Genomic DNA, 16750 nt, shown 5'->3' with positions numbered 1-16750 from the left:
CGTCCATCGGGACGTCTAGGCGCCGCCGTCACCGCCCGTCGGCAGCCGCCGTCCCCGCCCATCAGGCTCGAGAGGAGACCAGCGATGAGCTGGAGCGCCGCGCAGCCAGCCGGAGATGACGCCGCCCCGTCCCAGCGGACCCGGATGCTCGTCCTCGCGACGGTCGGCTTCGCGGTCTCCTTCTGGGCGTGGGCGCTGCTGGCACCCCTGGGCGCCACGTTGCGAGCCGAGCTGTCGCTCAGCTCGTTCCAGCAGTCCCTGGTCGTGGCCGTACCGGTGATCATCGGCTCGCTCGGCCGGATCCCCGTCGGCGCGCTCACCGACCGCCTCGGCGCCCGCCGGATGTTCCCCGCGGTCGCCGCCCTGACGATCCTTCCGGTGCTCTACCTCGGCCACCTCGCGGACTCGTTCGCAGGGGTGCTCGCGGGTGGGTTCTTCCTCGGTCTGGGCGGCACCACGTTCGCGATCGGCGTGCCGTTCGTCAACGCGTGGTACCCGCCCGCACGGCGCGGCCTGGCGATCGGAATCTTCGGGATGGGCACCGGCGGCACCGCCCTCGCCGCCTTCACGACGGTGCAGTTGGCCGACGCGGTGGGACCGAGTTTCCCGTTCTCGTTGGTCGCCGTGGTGCTGGGGGTGTACGCCGTGGTCGCGTACGTCCTGCTGCGTGACAACCCGTCCCGTACCGTCGTGACCGGCTCACTCGTCGCGCGCATCGGGTCGACCCTCCGGCTGGTCGCGACCTGGCAACTCTCCTTCCTCTACGCCGCCGCGTTCGGCGGTTTCGTCGCGTTCAGCGTCTATCTGCCCACCTACCTCGTCACCGCCTATGACCTGCAGCGCTCCGACGCCGGCCTGCGCACGGCGGGCTTCGTCGTCGTCGCCGTCCTCACGCGACCTGTCGGCGGATGGCTGGCGGACCGGATCGGTGCGGTGCCCGTCCTCGCGTGGGGGTATGCGGTCGTGGCCGTGCTCGCTCTCGTCGCCGCGTTCGAACCGCCGCTGATCCCGGTCGGGACGGTCGCCTTCCTCGGCATGGCCGCCGCCCTCGGATCATCCTCTGGTGCGGTGTTCGCACTCGTCGCCCGGGTCGTGCCACCGGAGCGGGTCGGCGCGGTCACCGGCGTCGTCGGCGCCGCCGGTGGCCTCGGTGGCTTCTTCCCGCCACTCGTCATGGGCGCGGTCTACGGCCTCGCCCTCGACTACACCTGGGGATACGGCCTCCTCGCCCTCACCGCCGCGCTGGCCTGCACGTTCACCGCCACCGCCGTGCGCCGCCGCGTGTCGACCGTCCCCCAGTGACGCGGACTCCGCGACTCTGGCTCTGCTTTATCGCGAGCTGTCGCGAGGATTTCGTCGGCCCCTTCTTCCCACGGGCTTTCATAACGCACATTCCAGGCCCGCTCCCGAGGCCCGAATAGTGCGAGACACAGGCGAGTGATCAGTCCTTCATGGTACGAAGGAATCGGGCTCGCCGGCATGAGCAATTCCTCTGTCGGCAGCAACTCGGGCACACCGTGGTGACATTCATTTCTGCACCGAAGGCACGGTGATCAGTCATGTGGTTGCTGAGACTTCCAGGGGTGTACGCACCGCAGCACGACACGCGGCTGCTTGTCGAGTCGCTGTGGCGCGAGTCGGTGTCTGACTACGCGAGTGTCCTCGACATCTGCACGGGTACGGGTGCAATTGCGGTCGCGGCGGCCCGCGGCGGGGCGAAGAATGTCACCGCCGTCGACATTTCCCGGCGTGCGGTCTGGACAGCCCGGGCCAATGCGTTCTTCTGCCGCCTTCCGCTCGAGGTACGCCGGGGGCATCTGCTCGATCCCGTCCTGGACCAACGCTTCAGTCTGGTTCTGGCAAATCCGCCGTACGTGCCGACGCGAACCGTGAGGTCGTGGACGGACGGTCGCCAACAGCAGTCCTCCCCTCGCTGGGACGCGGGACCTGACGGTCGGGCCGTCCTCGATCCGCTGTGCGCGATGGTGCCTCGTGTGCTCACGGCGTCCGGAATTCTGTTGCTCGTCCAGTCCGCGTTGTGCGGCGTGGACAGGACCATCCGTCAGCTGCGGGAGGCGGGCCTTCATGCCCGTGTCCGCGACCGGTTGAAGGTGCCGTTCGGGCCGGTGATGAGCCGACGGGCGCGCTGGCTCGAACAGCAGGGCTACATCCGCCAGGGACAACGAGATGATGAGTTGGTCGTGATCCGTGCCAGCCGAGAGTGAGTCGATCGGCCGCGACGCGCCAGGTCGCGACGAGTCGTGCCAGTGTCGGGACTGTCGACATCACGACTGGGAACATCGCGCGGTCAGGATCGTGCCCGATGGCCCGATCCTGGTCGAGGGACCCGTGGAACTCGTCCATGACGAAGGAATCGTGCGGTCCGACCGCTTCATCGTGGCCGTATGCACGTGCCGACGGAGCAACACCTATCCCCTCTGCGACACGAGCCATCGACGTCGCACCCGCGGACGGCGGGACATGGGCGCCTAACCCCTTGTCCGCAAGGACGACTGGCCGCGGTCCCAGGAAGTCAACAGGTGCGCGGTGACCCTGCCCTCGAGCCATGTCGTCGCGTCGATGCCGAAGACGATCGAGGGACCGAGGTCAGGTTCGCGGCTCACCAGGTCGCCGATGACATCGTGACGCATCACCTGCTCATGCACGGCGTCGGCCTCGACGTGTTCGAGGTAGAAGGTGAGGCAGGCGTCCGGGGCTCCCAGTCGTTCAAGGGCCCGGGTCATCCGGCGGGCGCTCGGCGCCGTCGTGATTTCGGCCGCCGCGAAGTGCCCAACCAGTGCTCCCCGGAGCGAACGATGCAGGCCGAGCAAGGACATGAGGTTCACGGTGGCGATCATTTCTGCCGGGGCGGCGTCGAGGTAGTAGCCGTAGCGCGTATCGAGACCGAGACCCGCCATGAGACCTGCGAAGAGCTGGGAATGTGCACGGGCTGGCCGTCCGGCACCGAACTCGTCGTACTCGACAGCCACCAGGGATGCTTTCGCCTGGCCGGTCAGGCGAGGGATGACCCAGGCATGCGGGTCCGCCTCCTTGAGGTGATAGAGCGACCGCATGGCGATGTGCTCGCGGAGCTGCCACATCTCACCAATGTCTCTCAGATGCTGGGAAACTCCTTCGGCTTCGAGCGGCTCGGCCAGAAGTGGTTCGAGCGCCTGCCCGATGTCATTACTGGGAACGACGTCCCGGTGCAGTGCGGTGAGAAACGCGCGCTCCATCTCGCCGCGGAACCGCAACAGATCGGGATCCCATTCCCACTGCCCGTCCACACCAGCGAACGACCGATAGTGCAGTTCGTAACAGGTGTAGAGGGCGAGTTGGAGGTCGTCGCTGTAGGCCTCGACCGCGACGATCGGGTCACGATCCAGGAGTGCCGACGCTCCGCCGCCGCTCAATGCCTGCGTTACCGCCGACGACAGGTGCCCGCGCGGGGTCGGAAGAACAGGCTCATGGCGAGCCGACCGCTGGGCTCCGCCTGGTGCTGGGTTCCCGGGCTCCACACCAGCCGCCGAGCCGCTCACGTGCGTCGGTCTACCCGTCGCCATGGTGGGCAAACCGTTGGGGGACGTCCTCCTCCCGCGCCGTCAGGTCGATGAGCATGTCGACGATCGCCATCGGTCCGGACGGGGCGACCTCTCGCTGCCGGGCCGCTCCCGTCCCGGTCCGGCGGGTCCGCTCCACCAGATCCTGGACGAGTGGGAGATCGCCGCACTCGTCCAGTTGTGTGCGTACGTGCCGAAGCAACCGGCGAAGTAGTTCCATGGCCGGGATTCTGCCGCCCTGGATGGGATCGATGGCAGGACCGCGGAGTCCATGTCGCGCTGCACTCCACATTGCGGCGGCGGCGCTCTGGTCGGAGAACTCCGGAACCTCCCGGCCGGCTTCGACATCGACAAGAGCCCGCCGGACCAGCGCCCGGGTGAGCGCCGCCTGCAGCACAGTGTCCGCGACGCTCGCGCACGCGTCGGCGACGCGGATCTCAACCGTGGGGAACCGCCGTGACGGACGCGCCAACCAGAACGTCATGTCCGCGTCGACGAGCATTCCCGCATCGATCAGTCGTTGCAGCTCGTCCTCATAATGAGCGACCGAACGGAAGTGCGGCGGAATTCCCGCGCCGGGAAACTGCGACTGGAGAATGATCCGCCAACTGTCATACGACGTGTCACGGCCGCGGTCAAACGCGGAGTTTGCCGACAGGGCAAGCAGAGTGGGAAGCCACGGACGCAGCCGGTTCACCACCTGGAGGGCACTCTCCCGGTCCAGGGTTCCCACGTGGACGTGGCATCCGCACGCCTGGTACGTGCGTACGGATTCGGCGTACAGCTCGGTGATGCGGGCAAAGCGGTCGCCGGCCATGACGGGCGGTGCCTTGTCGAACAACACGGGATGGCCGACAGAAACCAGCCGCGCATCCTCCTCGAGTGCCACGCGACACAGCAGTGCCCGGAGGGTCTCGAGCTCCTTGCGGATGTCCTCTGTGGTGGCGCACGGGCTCGTGGCAGCCTCGATCTGGGTGGCGACGAGCTCGGGATGCAGTTCGGCGTGCGCAGGCAGTGCGCCGGTGGCTCGGGCACGGTCGAGGACCCGCTGAGCCACCGGCGAGGGCCTTCGGGACACCGGGTCGACCAGGAGGTACTCCTCCTCGACGCCGACCGTCTCGACGACCATGGCCGCCCCTTGTCCTCACGTGCGTCGGCGTCCATCACCGCGTCGACGCGAGCACGGGGAGGGGGCGCCAAGATCTGCCTCCAGGCTTCGCCCTTGGTCGTACCCAGCCGTGGTCGCGACAAGCCAGCGACACGAAAGGAGGCAAGGCCCTCGCATGGGTCCGCGTCCGCCTACGATCCAGGAATGGATGTGGGCGGAACGGATGCATGGTGAGCGCGCGGTTTCGGGTGTTGGACTCGCGGCCTACCCAGATGGGTGAGATCAGCCTGCGGCGCAGGTGGGATCCCCAGGTCGGCAAAGAGGTGTACGAGATCAAGCTGGACGACGAGTTCTTGATGTCGAGCCTGTTCACGGTTGCCGAGGTGCAGCTGGCGCACCTCGCGCTCGGCAGCCTGTCCGGGACCGAGGTCGATGTGGCCGTGGGTGGGCTCGGACTCGGTTTCACCGCCAGTGCCGTACTGGATCACCCGAATGTGCGTTCGTTGGTTGTCGTCGAGGCGCTGGGTGAGGTGATCGACTGGCACCAAGGTGGGTTGATACCCGCAGGGGCCGAGGTGACATCCGACCGGCGGTGCCGGCTCGTCAATGGCGACTTCTTCGCCATGCTCCGGTCCGGTACGGGGCCAGATCCTGCCGAGCCGGGCCGGCGGTTCCACGCGATCATCGTCGACATCGATCACTCTCCGCGCCACGTCCTGGCTCCCAGTCATGCCGAGTTCTATCTGCCGGCGGGACTGCGGCGGCTCGCCGAGCACCTCCATCCCGGTGGCGTCTTCGCACTCTGGTCGAACGATCCGCCCGACCAGGAGTTCGTCGCCGTCCTCGCCGAAGTCTTCGCAGCGGCAGAAGCCGAGGTCGTCCGCTTCCACAACCCCTTGCAGGGACGCGAGGCAGTCAACACTGTCTACGTGGCCCGAACACCATCGCGGTAACGGACGCGGTGGCCCGCCCGCGCGTCAGGCGATACACCCACTCCTCGATCGGCTGTTGGATACGCGTGTACAGCCAGATCATCGGTTGGGAGCCGGCGGTTCCACGGACGAGCCGCCGCGCTAAGCCGACGTCGGCGTACGGTCGAATCACCGTGACTCCCACATGGCGGCGACATGGCGGGAATCGGTACCGCAACAGCCGCCGACGGGAGCGCCGGCCTCGCCGCCACCTCCGAGATCGACGAACCGGTGGTGCGGGTGCTGGAATTCCTGCCGTTCTACGAGGACGGTGCCGACACCGGCAGTTGGTCGGTGCGCTGCTCAATGCCCGATGAGCCGCACCCAGCTGAGCCAACCCTGCCGGCCAGTCGATCGAGGTCTTCGTGCGGAACCACCAGACGAGCGCGTAGTTGCGGCTCGTACTGTATGACGTCAGGGACGTAGAGATCGCGATCGGATCAGCAGCAACGGCCCGTACGGTACGACGACGAGTTGCGCCCGACACCCTCGGCGCCCACGCCATGGAGGAAGGCCGATGAGCCCGCTGTCCGCACGTATCACCCACCTTGAACGCTCCACCATCAGGTCCCGTTACCCGCGCACCATCGGCCGCAATGCCCGGCTCGGCAGTCATGGTTCTGGCCCCGAGAGCCAGGTCGTCATCCTCCACACCGATTCCGGCATCAGTGGCTGGGGTCTGGTGGCCGGCGCAGTCCCGCCCGCCGAACAGGTGGTCGGTCGTACGGTGGTTGAGCTGTTCGACCCGGCCGTCGGCACCGTCGATGCGAGCGTCCTCGGTCTGGACTTCGCGCTGCACGACCTGGCAGGTCAGCTGCTGAACCTGCCGGTCCACCAGCTGCTCGGCGCGCGTGGCGAGTCGTCGATACCGGCGTACGACGGTGCGATCTACTTCGACGACCTCGACCCCCAGGACGCACCGACCGGCGTCGCCGCGCCGCTGGCGAACTGCGCCGCGGACTACGCGCTGGGGTACCGCGCGTTCAAACTCAAGATCGGTCGCGGCAACCGGTGGCTCGACCGTGCAGCCGGGGACGCCCGCGACATCGAGGTCACCCACGCCGTCCGCGCGGCCTACCCGGATGCGCACCTCCTGGTCGATGCCAATGACGGTTATGACTGCGACGGATTCCTGCGGTATCTCGACGCCGTTGCCGAATGCGACCTGTACTGGGTGGAGGAGCCATTTCTGGATGACGCCGACGATCTCACCCGGCTTCGGAAGGCCCTGGACCGGGCCGGGTCGTCGACGCTCATCGCCGAGGGTGAGACCGACCCGGACGTCGCACAACTGCTGCGGTTCGCCGAGGCCGGCGTGATCGACGTGGTCCTACTGGACATCGTGTCGTACGGCTTTACCGCCTGGCGATCCTTGCTGCCGCGACTCGCGGACCTTGGCGTCACCGCCTCGCCGCATGCCTGGGGAGTGCCGCTCAAGACGTTGTACGCCGCACAGCTCGCCGCCGGCCTCGGCAACGTGGGTGTGGTGGAAGGCGTCCCCGGCCAGACCCTGGGCGCCGACACCAGCGGCTACCGGTTCGACGACGGTCTGCTCACGGTGCCCGATTCGCCCGGCTTCGGGATCCCCCTCGACCCGATCTCCACCCCGAATACATGAGACGGCTTTGGGCCACCCGTCAAGCGCGTCTGGCGGATCGCGTGGGGGCGCGGCTCTGACCGCGTTGAGCCGGCACACCGGTCTCTGCAGGCAAACGGTCCCGTGCGGCTTTGACCTCGAACGCGAGCACGATTTCGGTGAACCCACGGAACAGCGCCAGGAGCCCGACGTAGAAGATCAGCAGCGCCGCGCGGGACGAAATCAGCTGCTGTGAGGCCCAGAAGCCGATGAGGATCTCGATGACGCCCGCGCCCGCCCCGAGCCACCAGACACTGTTCACGAATCTGGACTCGATGGACGTGATCAGGACAAGCGCCCCCTGCAGTATGAACAGCGCCCCAACGATGGTCGCCAGGGCCCAGAACGCGTCCAGTGGACTGACAAACGCCCAGATCGCACCGGCGAGGAAGAGGAAGCCCATCAGGACGCGGGCCCACCGCCACGGCGACCAGACGGACGCAATCAGGAACTCGTTGACCATTGCCCCCAAGAAGACGACCCCCATGAGGATCCCGATAGTGAACGCCGAAGTCGCGGTGAACCGCAACATCACCATCGAGACGATCAGCCACGCGATCCCGGTCAGGAGAAAGAGCCACCACGGGCCCACGAGCCGCGCCAGGCCAGCAGGGAGCAGGTCAGCCTGCGAAGGTTCAGGCTGGGCCGATCCGGTCTGCGGTGATTCGGACCGTGGCGATTCAGCCTGCGGACTACTCATCGGCTCCTCCGAGGTCTTGGGTACAGGCGGGCTGTAAGCCGATGCACGTGCCGGCACTCCCACCTGTCTCTTCCTCGACCGTAGGAAGGTGCAGACACTCAGCTACAGGGACCAAGGTCACCGAAGCGGCCCGGGCCAAAGAGTCCGCTCGACGGCTCTGTCGGCGGCAGGATGGGCTGGAACCACTGACCGAGAATGGAGCGGGGCCGTTCGTCCCGTCACGTAGTCAGTGCCCGGGAAGAGCGCAAGAGGGCGGCCCAAGGAGAACTAATGTCCCGCAAAGGGATCACTGGGTCGGGCATGTCGCGACCGGTCACCATTCTGGTCGGACTGGCGGCCACGTTCCTGGTGATAGCGGGCCTGCGTGAGGCCGCAGGCATCGTCGGACCGACGTTCCTTGCCCTGGTGCTCACCATCGCCGTGCATCCGCTGCATACCTGGGCCGAGCGCCGTCGCCTTCCCGGCTGGGTGGGCACCATCGCCGGCCTGGCCGCCATCTACGCTTGCCTGCTCGCCCTCGCGGTGTCCTTCGCCAGCGCGATCGCACGTTTCGCCACGCTGCTGCCCGCATATCAGGTCCAGTTCGCCCGGCTGCTCGACCGCACGCTGGCCTGGCTCGCCGACCTGGGCCTTACCCAGACGCAGCTGGAGGAGATGGCCGGCGCGCTCGATATCAACAAGCTGGTCACCGTGGCCACCAGCGTCGCCGGCGGCGCCCTCGGCGTCCTTACCAGTCTCGGCTTCGTCGTCACGCTGCTGCTGTTCATGGTCGCCGACGCCGCCGGATTCGGGCACAAGCTTCTCGCCATGCCGGCCGAGCGGCTCCGACTGGCACGTGCGCTGAGCACGTTCGCGACAGGAACCCGACGGTATCTCGTCGTCTCCACGGTGTTCGGTCTCGCCGTGGCCGTGGTCGACGTCGCAGCATTGCTGGTGATCGGTGTTCCGGCAGCGTTGCTGTGGGGTCTGCTGTCGTTCATCACCAACTACATCCCGAACATCGGCTTCGTCCTCGGCCTGGTGCCACCCGCGGTTATCGGGCTGCTCGAGGGCGGACCGAGGATGATGATCGCCGTCATTGTGGCGTACAGCGTCGCCAACGTGGCGATCCAGAGCGTCCTCCAGCCGAAGGTGGTGGGCAATGTCGTCGACGTCTCCGCCACGCTCACGATGCTGTCCCTGGTCTTCTGGGCCTTCACGCTCGGCGCGATCGGCGCGCTGCTGGCCGTTCCGCTGACCCTGCTCGTCAAGGCGCTGCTCGTCGACGCCGACCCGGACGCAGCCTGGCTGCAGCCGCTGCTTTCTGCGCAGAGAAAGTCGACCAGATGAAGCCCCCACCATCGCTGCCTTCGGCCCGTCCGGGGATCCTGGGCAACGCTCGTCGACCTCGCCGACCAGCTGAGTTTCGCCCACATCGTGCGCTGTTGGTTAGCCGAGCTCGTTGCCTTCGACGACCCGGGCCGCGATCTGCGCTCGGGAGGTGAATCCGAACTTGACCAGGATGTGTTCCACGTGGGCCTCGGCCGTGCGCTGAGAGATCACCAGGTGGCGGGCGATGTCCTTGTTGCTCGACCCTTGGGCGATCAGCTCGGCCACCTCACGCTCGCGGGGGGTGAGGATCGCCTCGATGGCGGCGGGTTCTGGCGTTGTCCGAACGCTCTCGCCCAAGGCGTACGCGAGGGCTGCCGGCAGGCCGAGATCCCTGCCGTCCTGAAGGGCCGCATCGAACGCCTCCCCGCCGAGCTCGAGGCGAGTACGCCGCTCGCATTCTCCGTGGTACGGCAGAGTGAACTGGCCAATCGAGGGGGACGTACCAATGGCTTCCATGAGGTTCTTGGCGGAGCCGAGCAGCGTGGCGGCATGCTGGGGATCGTGATCGTTCTCGCTCGCCGCGATCCAGGCCAGAGCTTCCAGACACCAGGCAATACCAAGCAGGTCGCCGATCGAGCGTTTCAGGCGCAGGCTCCCGCGTACGAGGTCGACCGCCTGTCGGGCCTCTCCCTGCAGCCAGGTCGTGAGTCCGAGACTCCACAGGGCCAGCGAGCGGAACCAGACCTCGTTGCGAGGCTCGGTGATCGCGAGCATCTCCCGCTGGCAGGCGAGTGCTCGCTTCGGATCGTGCTGGATGCTCATCAGCGAAAGTGCGAAGAGGGCTTCGAGGAGCCCACGGAGATTGTTGTCGGCGCGGAAGACGTCGAGAGCGGCCCCCAGAAGTACGGGACCGCGGGCGAGATCTCCGTTCCAGTGGGCCAGATACCCGTTGGCGAGATTGATCAGCGCGCTCATCGAAGGATCGCCCAGCTTCCGGGCCACGTCGCCACCCTCGTCCGCGCGGGCCGACTCCACGGGAAAGTCGCCCTGATGCCCGGCCAGCATGCTGCACGCATAGAGGGCGCGGACTCGGTCGGAACTGATCTCGACAGGGCAGGCTAGGGCTTGGTCGAGCCAGCGCCGCCCCTCGCTGAGTGGCCCGCGGGCGATCCAGTACGAGTACAGCGTGGCGGCCATCCGGAGAGCGGTTCGGGCATCAGCACGCTCGCTGAGGGCGAACTCCAGTGCGGCGCGGATGTTTGGCTGCTCCCGGTCGAGCAGGGTGAGCCAGTCCACCTGGCGAGGGCCGACCCACTCGGTGTCAGCGCGCTCGACGAGCTGGGCATACCAGTCCCGATGCCGTCGGCGCAGCGCGCTGAACTCGCCGGTCTCCTGTAGCTTCACCCGGCCGAACTCCCGGATGGTGTCCAGCAGCCGGTAGCGAGCGAGCTTCGCATCTCCTTCCCGGATCACGATCGACTTGTCGACCAGCGAGGCCACGACCTCGAGCACGACGTCCGCCACCAGGTCCTCCCCGGCGGTGATGGACTCCGCGGCGTCCAGGTCGAAGCCGCCGGCGAAGACTGCCAGCCGGGTCCAGAGCAGCTGTTCCTGCGTGGAACAAAGGTCATAGCTCCACTCGATGCAGGACAGCAGCGTCTGCTGTCGGGTGGGAGCGCCGCGTGGGCCCTTGTCCAGCAGCCGGAACCGATCCTTCAGCCGGTCGGCGATCTCCTGCGGCCTCAACACCCGCAGCCGCGCCGCCGCCAGCTCGATCGCGAGCGGCAGGCCGTCCAGCCGGCGACAGATCTCCGCCACGGCGGCCTGGTTGTCCCGGGTGAGGGCGAATCCAGGCGCTACGGCCGTCGCCCGGTCGACGAACAGGGCCACCGCCTCGATCCGGAACAATTCCTGTGGGGAGGCCGGCAGTTGTTCGTCCGGCAACGGCAGAGACGGCACCGGCAACGTGACTTCTCCGTAGGTACTCAGTGGCTCGCGGCTGGTGGCCAACACCCGCAGCTCCGGGCAGGAACGCAGCAAGGTGGCGACCAGCTTCGCGACGGCGTCCACCAGATGCTCGCAGTTGTCCATGACCAGCAGGAGCTGGCGGGAGGCGAGGTAATGCTCCAACACTGTCATCGGCGGGCCCTCGAACGGCTCACGCAGACCCAGCGCTACTGTCACGGTCTCGGCGAGCAGTTCCGGGTCTTGCAACCGGTCGAGCTCGACCAGCCAGACCCCATCGCCGAATGCGCGCCGTACGTTCGTGGCCACCCGGAGCGCGAGCCGAGTTTTGCCGACACCGCCTGGCCCGGTCAACGTCACCAGACGCGACGAAGCCAACAATCGCCGCACATCGGTCAGCTCATGCCGACGGCCGACGAAGTTGGTGAACTCCGGGGGAAGGTTCGCAAACCCCCGATCAATGGGCGGCATGACATCTTCACGTTATCGGATGTCGGTTGAGGTGTATGGGGCCGTGATCGAGAACGACCGTTCATCCGGCGCGGACGAGCCTGAGTCCTGCGATTGCGGGGGTGTCGCGCGCCTGCCTGAACTCGACCGTCACCGCGTCGACGTTCGCTGGGGGGAAGGTGAGAATTCGCTGGTAGCCGACACAGGTTGCCTCGGCCAGGATGGCGGTGGCTCCGTCACGGTGTCCCGACACCACAACGTGTTCCAGGCGCTGGCCCAGCGAGATCTCCTCTTTCAGGATCAGTGCTTCGACCACCGTATCGCTGCCCAGGTTGACGGTGATCGACGCAGCAGCGTCGTCCTCGTCTGGCTGCCACCACCCGGTGCCGTTGGCAAGGTCCAGGGTCGGGTCCGGTGGGAGGTCGCTGCCCCATCGTCTCGCCACGGATTGCTGCGTCGCCCCTTCCACCACAGCTCCGGACGAGAACGAGATCTCTGCGCCTATCGTGCGATCGCGGAGGCCAGAGATCATGTCGCCGAGTTCTGCCAGCGTCGCCACGTCGGGCGCAGCGAGCAGGCCGTGCGGCGTCGGAGGAACGTTGAGGAGGAATGTGGAGTTCCCGCCTACGGACGAACGGTAGATGCTGAAGAGCTCCGCCACATTCCGCACCCGGACGTCCTCGGCTTGGTGGTAGAACCAGCCGGGACGAATCGACGTGTTGACCTCGGCGGGATACCAGATCAGTTCGTCGTACCCGGCGAGCGCGGCACGGCTTCCGAGGTCTTCCTCGTTGCTGCGGACCAGTCTGGCGAACGTTCCGTCGTCCACGTGTTGTGACTGGTTCGCGATGCGCTCGGTGTCCTGCAGCGTCCGGGAGACCACGCTCCATTCGTCCTGGCGCGTGTGCCCCGCCTCGTTTCCGCACCACCGTACGTCTGGCCCACAGACGTTGATGACGGCATCGGGCTGAAGTTTGCGGATGGTCGCGTAGTAGCGCTCCCAGTCGTACACCTGTTGCCTGCCGTCCGCGGCCTCGCCGTTGGCTCCGTCGAACCACACCGAGAAGAGCTTGCCGTAGTTCGTCAACAGCTCCTCGAGCTGAGCCACGAAAAAGTCGTTGTACGGTTCACCGGTGCCGTAGGACGCTTCACTCCGGTCCCACGGTGACAGGTAGATTCCGAACGCCAAGCCATGTCGTTCGGCCGCCGAGGCGGCTTCTGCGACGACGTCTCCCTGACCACCCTGCCACGGCGAGGCAGCGACAGAGTGCTGGGTCAGTCGACTCGGCCAGAGGCAGAAGCCGTCGTGGTGCTTGGCTGTCAGGATCGCGCCCTTCATGCCGGCGCGGGCGAAAGCGGACATCCACTGGTCAGCATCCAGGTTGGCAGGGTCGAAAGCCGACGGACTCTCGTCGCCCAGGCCCCACTCGCGTCCAGTCATCGTGTTCATGCCGAAGTGGATGAACGCATAGAACTCCAGGGACTGCCAGCGGAGCTGTCGGTCGGTCGGGCGTACCGCAGCGAGGTCAGCCGCTGTTCGAATGTCGGAGGCAGCCATCAACCCTCTCCCTGTCTGTCACATGTGAGGCGACCGGATATGTCACTTCTATGTCTGGCACCGGAGTGAGATTGCGCGCCGGCATGACTCGTTCAGGTGAGTACGCATCGCGTCGGCCGCAGCGTCAAGGTCACGGCTTTCGATCGCGGACACGATGGCTTCATGTTCCTGTCTGGTGACATCAGCCTTCGATGCTCGACTTTGGATACGAAGGAGATGGAGGTGGCAGTGGGTACGCGCGAAGGCCTGTGCGACCTGACGGTTTCCGCACAGTCGCATCAGGAGGCCATGGAAGCGGATGTCGTGGTCACAGAGCAGCCGGTATGGAGGCTCCGGTCCGGATCGTAGGGAGGTGGCGAATTGGTCAAGCTCTGCTCGGAGTCCGCTGACATCGATGTGTCGGGAGGCGGCGGCGACCTCTGCGGCGGCCCAGGGCTCGAGAAGGAGTCGGAGCTCGAAGAGTTCTCTCACTTCCTCGTTCGTCAGCAACTCGGTCGCGAAGTATCCGCGTTGTGGTCGCTTGACGACGAGTCCTTCTGACTCCAGGCTCGCGAGCGCCTCGCGAACGGGCGTGTGCGAGACCCCCAGCGCCGTAGCGAGTCGGCCAATGATCAGGCTTTGGCCGGGGCGGATCGTCTGGTCCATCAACAGGTTGCGGACCGCGGCGACTGCCTCGTCGACAAGCACTCGCCGCGGTGCGAGCCGCTCGAGTGGGAGAGGGTCAGTCGACACGTTCACCATCCAGGTCCCGGTGCCATGCAGGCACTAAGAATATATACATACACACAAATCTGCACTCGCGAACTTTGCGCAGGCTGGTCGATCGCGACTGTCGATCCTAGGCCTATGCCCAGTCCGTGGGGGGAGCGCAGCGCCCGCAGCGACTGCCCGCATTCACCGGCGGCCGAATTTGGCCACGACTCTAGACACTACATATCTATCGTATAGATTCTTGCCCACATCAAGCGGCACTCTCCAGCCGGGTGGGCGCCAGACCTCGACTCCCGGTTCATGCACCCGTGGCCTGCATCGGCTCGCGGCGGGTGGAAGTTGGCCACCCAGCCAACGCGGCAATCGGAACGGCTCGCCGGAACCACCAAGCAGCTGTCTGTAGTGCCACCAGGCAATGAGCCGATCAGACGCTGAACGGTGTCCGAGGGAGGTTGCGGTGAGTCCAGAGCGGACGCCGGTTCCAGACGGTACTGGCGCGAACACCGCCCCTCGTCACAACGACACGGCGGTGGTGACCCTCTGGCCACGTGGGCGATGCGCACACCTCGAGGTGTTCCTGGCTCGTCCGCTTCCGATCTACAACCGTGATCCAAGCGACGGGGGTCAGTCCGACAGTCGACCTTCCCAGCACAGAGGAGTACGCACATGGCAGTTGAAGAGTGGCATGAGTCGGCACCGCACATCGGACAGAGTGGCTTCTCCCGACGGCAATTCGTCACCCGTGCGCTAGGTCTGGGCTTGTCGGCGGCGACGGCAGGCTCCCTGGTGGCCGCGTGCAGCGGTGGTGGCGAGCCGGAGGGGGGCGGGCCGGCCGAGAAAGCACTGGTGCCGAAGGGTGGCCCGAAGTCCACACCGAACCAGGACGTCATCTATCCCGAGGGCTATGTCGGCCCGATCGCGTCGAAGAAGGCGACGATCGTGAAGGAGAAGGTCACGTTGAAGATCGTCGTGCCACAGAGCACGTCGGTCGGTGACTGGAAGGACAACGCCTTCAGCAAGTGGTACGAGGACAAGACCGGTGTCCACGTCGAGTGGCAGGTGGTGGCTGGCGAGGCCGGCTCGCCGGACGCCTTGACGAAGGTCAACGCCATGATCGCGTCGGGCGATGTTCCCGACGCTTTCATGAACATCAACTTCAGTCCGGCGCAGCAGATGCTTTACGGCTCGCAGGGAATGTTCATCCCCCTGAATGAGCTGATCGAGGACTACGGCGCCGAGATCAAGGGGATGTTCAAGGACTACCCGGACGTCAAGGACCTCATCACCGCCAACGACGGCAACATCTACACGATGCCGTACGTCAACGACTGTTTCCACTGCAACTGCGGCATCCAACGGATGTGGATCAACAAGGCGTGGTTGGACAAGCTCGGCCTCGGCGTGCCGGAGACGCTGGACGAGTTCGAGGAAGCGTTGAAGGGGTTCGCCAACGGCGACCCGAACGGCAACGGGAAGAAGGACGAGGTGCCGCTGTCGGGCGTCTCGGACCAGCCGTTGAGCAACTTCTTCATGGGGTCGTTCATCTACAACCCAGGACCGTGGATGGATCCTCCGTGGCTGTTCTTGAACGACAGCAAGGTCGACTTCGTGGCGAACAAGCCCGAGTGGCGTGAGGGTTTGCGCTACCAGAATCGGCTGTTCAGCCAGGGGCTGCTCGCCAAGGAAGCGTTCACCCAAGATGTCGAGGCGCTGCAGCGGGTCGGGAACAGTGCCGGCGACAACATCCTGGGAGCCGCTCGGGTGTGGGACTGGGGAAACTTCGTGACCGTTGACGTCGAGGACCCCAAGGCGCGTTGGCGCGACTACGTCTGTGTTCCGACCCTGAAAGGCCCGGACGGAACCGCGACGGCCCACTGGAACTACTACGGTGCGGCGGGGATCAACGGTGGCTTCGTCGTCACCAGCGCCTGCAAGAACCCCGAGGTCGCGGTGGCGTGGGCCGACGGGCAGTACGAGCTCGAGGCGCAGCTGCAGGCGTACAACGGCAAGGACTGGCGATATGCCAAGGACGGCGAGGTCGGGATCAACGGCAAGCAGGCTCTGTGGACCACGATCGGGACCTGGCCTCCCGACGACGGCCTGTGGTGGGGCCAGCTCGGTGTGAACTACCGGTCGAGCGACTTCCGGCTCGGCGAGGTTGTCGACCCGGAGAAGCCGACGTTCGAGAAGCCGTTGTACGAGGAGTCCCAGAAGTACTACAACCTGCGCCAGGACCGGAGCCTGCAGCTCCCGCCGGTCTACCTGACGGAGGATCAGGCCGCAGTTACTGGTGAGCTGGCCACGTCGATCGAGAACCACGTGCTGCAGCACGAGGCGAAGTTCACCATGGGACAGCTCGACATCAACGACGACGCGGCGTGGCAGAAGTACGTCGACACCTTCGACCGGATGGGCGTGGCGAACTACCTGAATGCCTACCAGGCGGCCTATGAGGAGAAGTACGCCTGACCCGAACGTCGCACAACGACCAAGAAACCAGTCGAACGAGCGGGCGAGGAGGGGTGGCGTGGCTTCCACAGCCGTCAGGATAAGGGAGACCCGGTCCGATCGGATCTTCACGATTTCGAACTACGTCGTGCTGACGTTGTTCCTTCTCGCCGTGCTCTATCCCCTGGTATTCATCCTGTCCGCGTCGATGAGTGATCCGCTCGCGGTGTCGTCAGGGCGGGTCTGGTTATGGCCGGTCGACTTCAACTTCACCGGCTACCAGGCCGTCGTCGAGTACCGATCGATCGTGCGGGGATTCCTCAACTCCGTCT

General features: G+C 66.2%; 13 protein-coding genes and 1 pseudogene. 8 read left to right on the top strand and 6 right to left on the bottom strand.

From position 1 onward, the window contains the following. Positions 1-84 precede the first annotated feature (84 nt). The 3 genes from ABNF93_RS15620 to ABNF93_RS15610 all read left to right on the top strand — a co-directional run bounded on the left by ABNF93_RS15620 (position 85) and on the right by ABNF93_RS15610 (position 2493). Entirely contained in the window at positions 85-1302 is a 1218-nt protein-coding gene (locus tag ABNF93_RS15620) for an MFS transporter (RefSeq protein WP_349328786.1), read from the top strand. 257 nt (positions 1303-1559) lie between these two features. Next, on the top strand, positions 1560-2225 hold the full coding sequence (locus tag ABNF93_RS15615; RefSeq protein WP_349328785.1) for a HemK2/MTQ2 family protein methyltransferase: 666 nt from the start codon (positions 1560-1562) through the stop codon (positions 2223-2225). Then, a complete protein-coding gene (locus ABNF93_RS15610; RefSeq protein WP_349328784.1) occupies positions 2209-2493 on the top strand; it encodes a CDGSH iron-sulfur domain-containing protein in 285 nt (94 codons plus the stop codon). The genes ABNF93_RS15615 and ABNF93_RS15610 overlap by 17 nt, the downstream gene beginning before the upstream one ends. Here the strand turns inward: ABNF93_RS15610 and ABNF93_RS15605 are convergent. Together ABNF93_RS15605 and ABNF93_RS15600 are read right to left on the bottom strand one after the other, a co-directional pair. Beyond that, positions 2490-3539, bottom strand: a complete 1050-nt coding sequence (locus ABNF93_RS15605) for an iron-containing redox enzyme family protein (RefSeq protein WP_349328783.1) — start codon at positions 3537-3539, stop codon at positions 2490-2492. The genes ABNF93_RS15610 and ABNF93_RS15605 overlap by 4 nt on opposite strands. Positions 3540-3549: 10 nt before the next feature. Further along, positions 3550-4689 carry a carboxylate-amine ligase gene (locus tag ABNF93_RS15600; protein ID WP_349328782.1) on the bottom strand — a complete coding sequence of 380 codons (1140 nt, stop codon included), beginning with the start codon at positions 4687-4689 and terminating at the stop codon, positions 3550-3552. A 251-nt stretch (positions 4690-4940) separates the two neighbouring features. Here ABNF93_RS15600 and ABNF93_RS15595 point away from each other — a divergent pair, with 251 nt between their 5' ends. Then, positions 4941-5621, top strand: a complete 681-nt coding sequence (locus ABNF93_RS15595) for a spermine/spermidine synthase domain-containing protein (protein WP_349328781.1) — start codon at positions 4941-4943, stop codon at positions 5619-5621. A 535-nt stretch (positions 5622-6156) separates the two neighbouring features. After that, positions 6157-7257: an enolase C-terminal domain-like protein gene (locus ABNF93_RS15590; RefSeq protein WP_349328780.1), complete on the top strand. Its 1101-nt coding sequence runs from the start codon at positions 6157-6159 to the stop codon at positions 7255-7257. A gap of 19 nt (positions 7258-7276) precedes the next feature. On the opposite strand, the gene ABNF93_RS15585 is transcribed toward ABNF93_RS15590, so the two are convergent. After that, the gene (locus tag ABNF93_RS15585) at positions 7277-7867 is read right to left on the bottom strand and encodes an HdeD family acid-resistance protein (RefSeq protein ID WP_349328779.1); all 591 of its coding nucleotides are present in this window, start codon (positions 7865-7867) and stop codon (positions 7277-7279) included. A 408-nt stretch (positions 7868-8275) separates the two neighbouring features. Between ABNF93_RS15585 and ABNF93_RS15580 the strand changes: the two genes are divergently transcribed. Next, positions 8276-9304: an AI-2E family transporter gene (locus ABNF93_RS15580; RefSeq protein ID WP_349328778.1), complete on the top strand. Its 1029-nt coding sequence runs from the start codon at positions 8276-8278 to the stop codon at positions 9302-9304. A gap of 99 nt (positions 9305-9403) precedes the next feature. Here the strand turns inward: ABNF93_RS15580 and ABNF93_RS15575 are convergent, their stop codons facing one another. From ABNF93_RS15575 to ABNF93_RS34930, 3 genes are all read right to left on the bottom strand, one after another. Next, positions 9404-11722, bottom strand: coding sequence for an ATP-binding protein (locus ABNF93_RS15575; RefSeq protein WP_349328777.1), 2319 nt, complete (start codon positions 11720-11722; stop codon positions 9404-9406). Between the two features lie 61 nt (positions 11723-11783). After that, a complete protein-coding gene (locus ABNF93_RS15570; RefSeq protein WP_349328776.1) occupies positions 11784-13259 on the bottom strand; it encodes an alpha-L-fucosidase in 1476 nt (491 codons plus the stop codon). Between the two features lie 48 nt (positions 13260-13307). Further along, positions 13308-14000: a GntR family transcriptional regulator gene (locus tag ABNF93_RS34930; RefSeq protein WP_502877586.1), complete on the bottom strand. Its 693-nt coding sequence runs from the start codon at positions 13998-14000 to the stop codon at positions 13308-13310. Positions 14001-14636: 636 nt separating this feature from the next. Between ABNF93_RS34930 and ABNF93_RS15560 the strand changes: the two genes are divergently transcribed. Beyond that, positions 14637-16439 carry an extracellular solute-binding protein gene (locus ABNF93_RS15560; protein WP_349328774.1) on the top strand — a complete coding sequence of 601 codons (1803 nt, stop codon included), beginning with the start codon at positions 14637-14639 and terminating at the stop codon, positions 16437-16439. Between the two features lie 58 nt (positions 16440-16497). Then, positions 16498-16750: pseudogene (locus ABNF93_RS15555) on the top strand (carbohydrate ABC transporter permease); the annotation flags it as partial.

The organism is Actinopolymorpha sp. B9G3 (genome assembly GCF_040120725.1).
Classification (GTDB): Bacteria; Actinomycetota; Actinomycetes; order Propionibacteriales; family Actinopolymorphaceae; genus Thermasporomyces.
The sequence above is the reverse complement of the archived record's forward strand: the minus strand, read 5'-3'. Positions and strand labels throughout refer to the sequence as shown.

Bases quoted from the DNA above. Each gene is read 5' to 3' on its own strand.
- ABNF93_RS34930 (WP_502877586.1), bottom strand. From the start codon at position 14,000: ATGGTGAACGTGTCGACTGACCCTCTCCCACTCGAGCGGCTCGCACCG.
- ABNF93_RS15620 (WP_349328786.1), top strand. From the start codon at position 85: ATGAGCTGGAGCGCCGCGCAGCCAGCCGGAGATGACGCCGCCCCGTCC.
- ABNF93_RS15575 (WP_349328777.1), bottom strand. From the start codon at position 11,722: ATGCCGCCCATTGATCGGGGGTTTGCGAACCTTCCCCCGGAGTTCACC.
- ABNF93_RS15600 (WP_349328782.1), bottom strand. From the start codon at position 4,689: ATGGTCGTCGAGACGGTCGGCGTCGAGGAGGAGTACCTCCTGGTCGAC.
- ABNF93_RS15595 (WP_349328781.1), top strand. From the start codon at position 4,941: ATGGGTGAGATCAGCCTGCGGCGCAGGTGGGATCCCCAGGTCGGCAAA.
- ABNF93_RS15615 (WP_349328785.1), top strand. From the start codon at position 1,560: ATGTGGTTGCTGAGACTTCCAGGGGTGTACGCACCGCAGCACGACACG.
- ABNF93_RS15560 (WP_349328774.1), top strand. From the start codon at position 14,637: ATGGCAGTTGAAGAGTGGCATGAGTCGGCACCGCACATCGGACAGAGT.
- ABNF93_RS15580 (WP_349328778.1), top strand. From the start codon at position 8,276: ATGTCGCGACCGGTCACCATTCTGGTCGGACTGGCGGCCACGTTCCTG.
- ABNF93_RS15570 (WP_349328776.1), bottom strand. From the start codon at position 13,259: ATGGCTGCCTCCGACATTCGAACAGCGGCTGACCTCGCTGCGGTACGC.
- ABNF93_RS15590 (WP_349328780.1), top strand. From the start codon at position 6,157: ATGAGCCCGCTGTCCGCACGTATCACCCACCTTGAACGCTCCACCATC.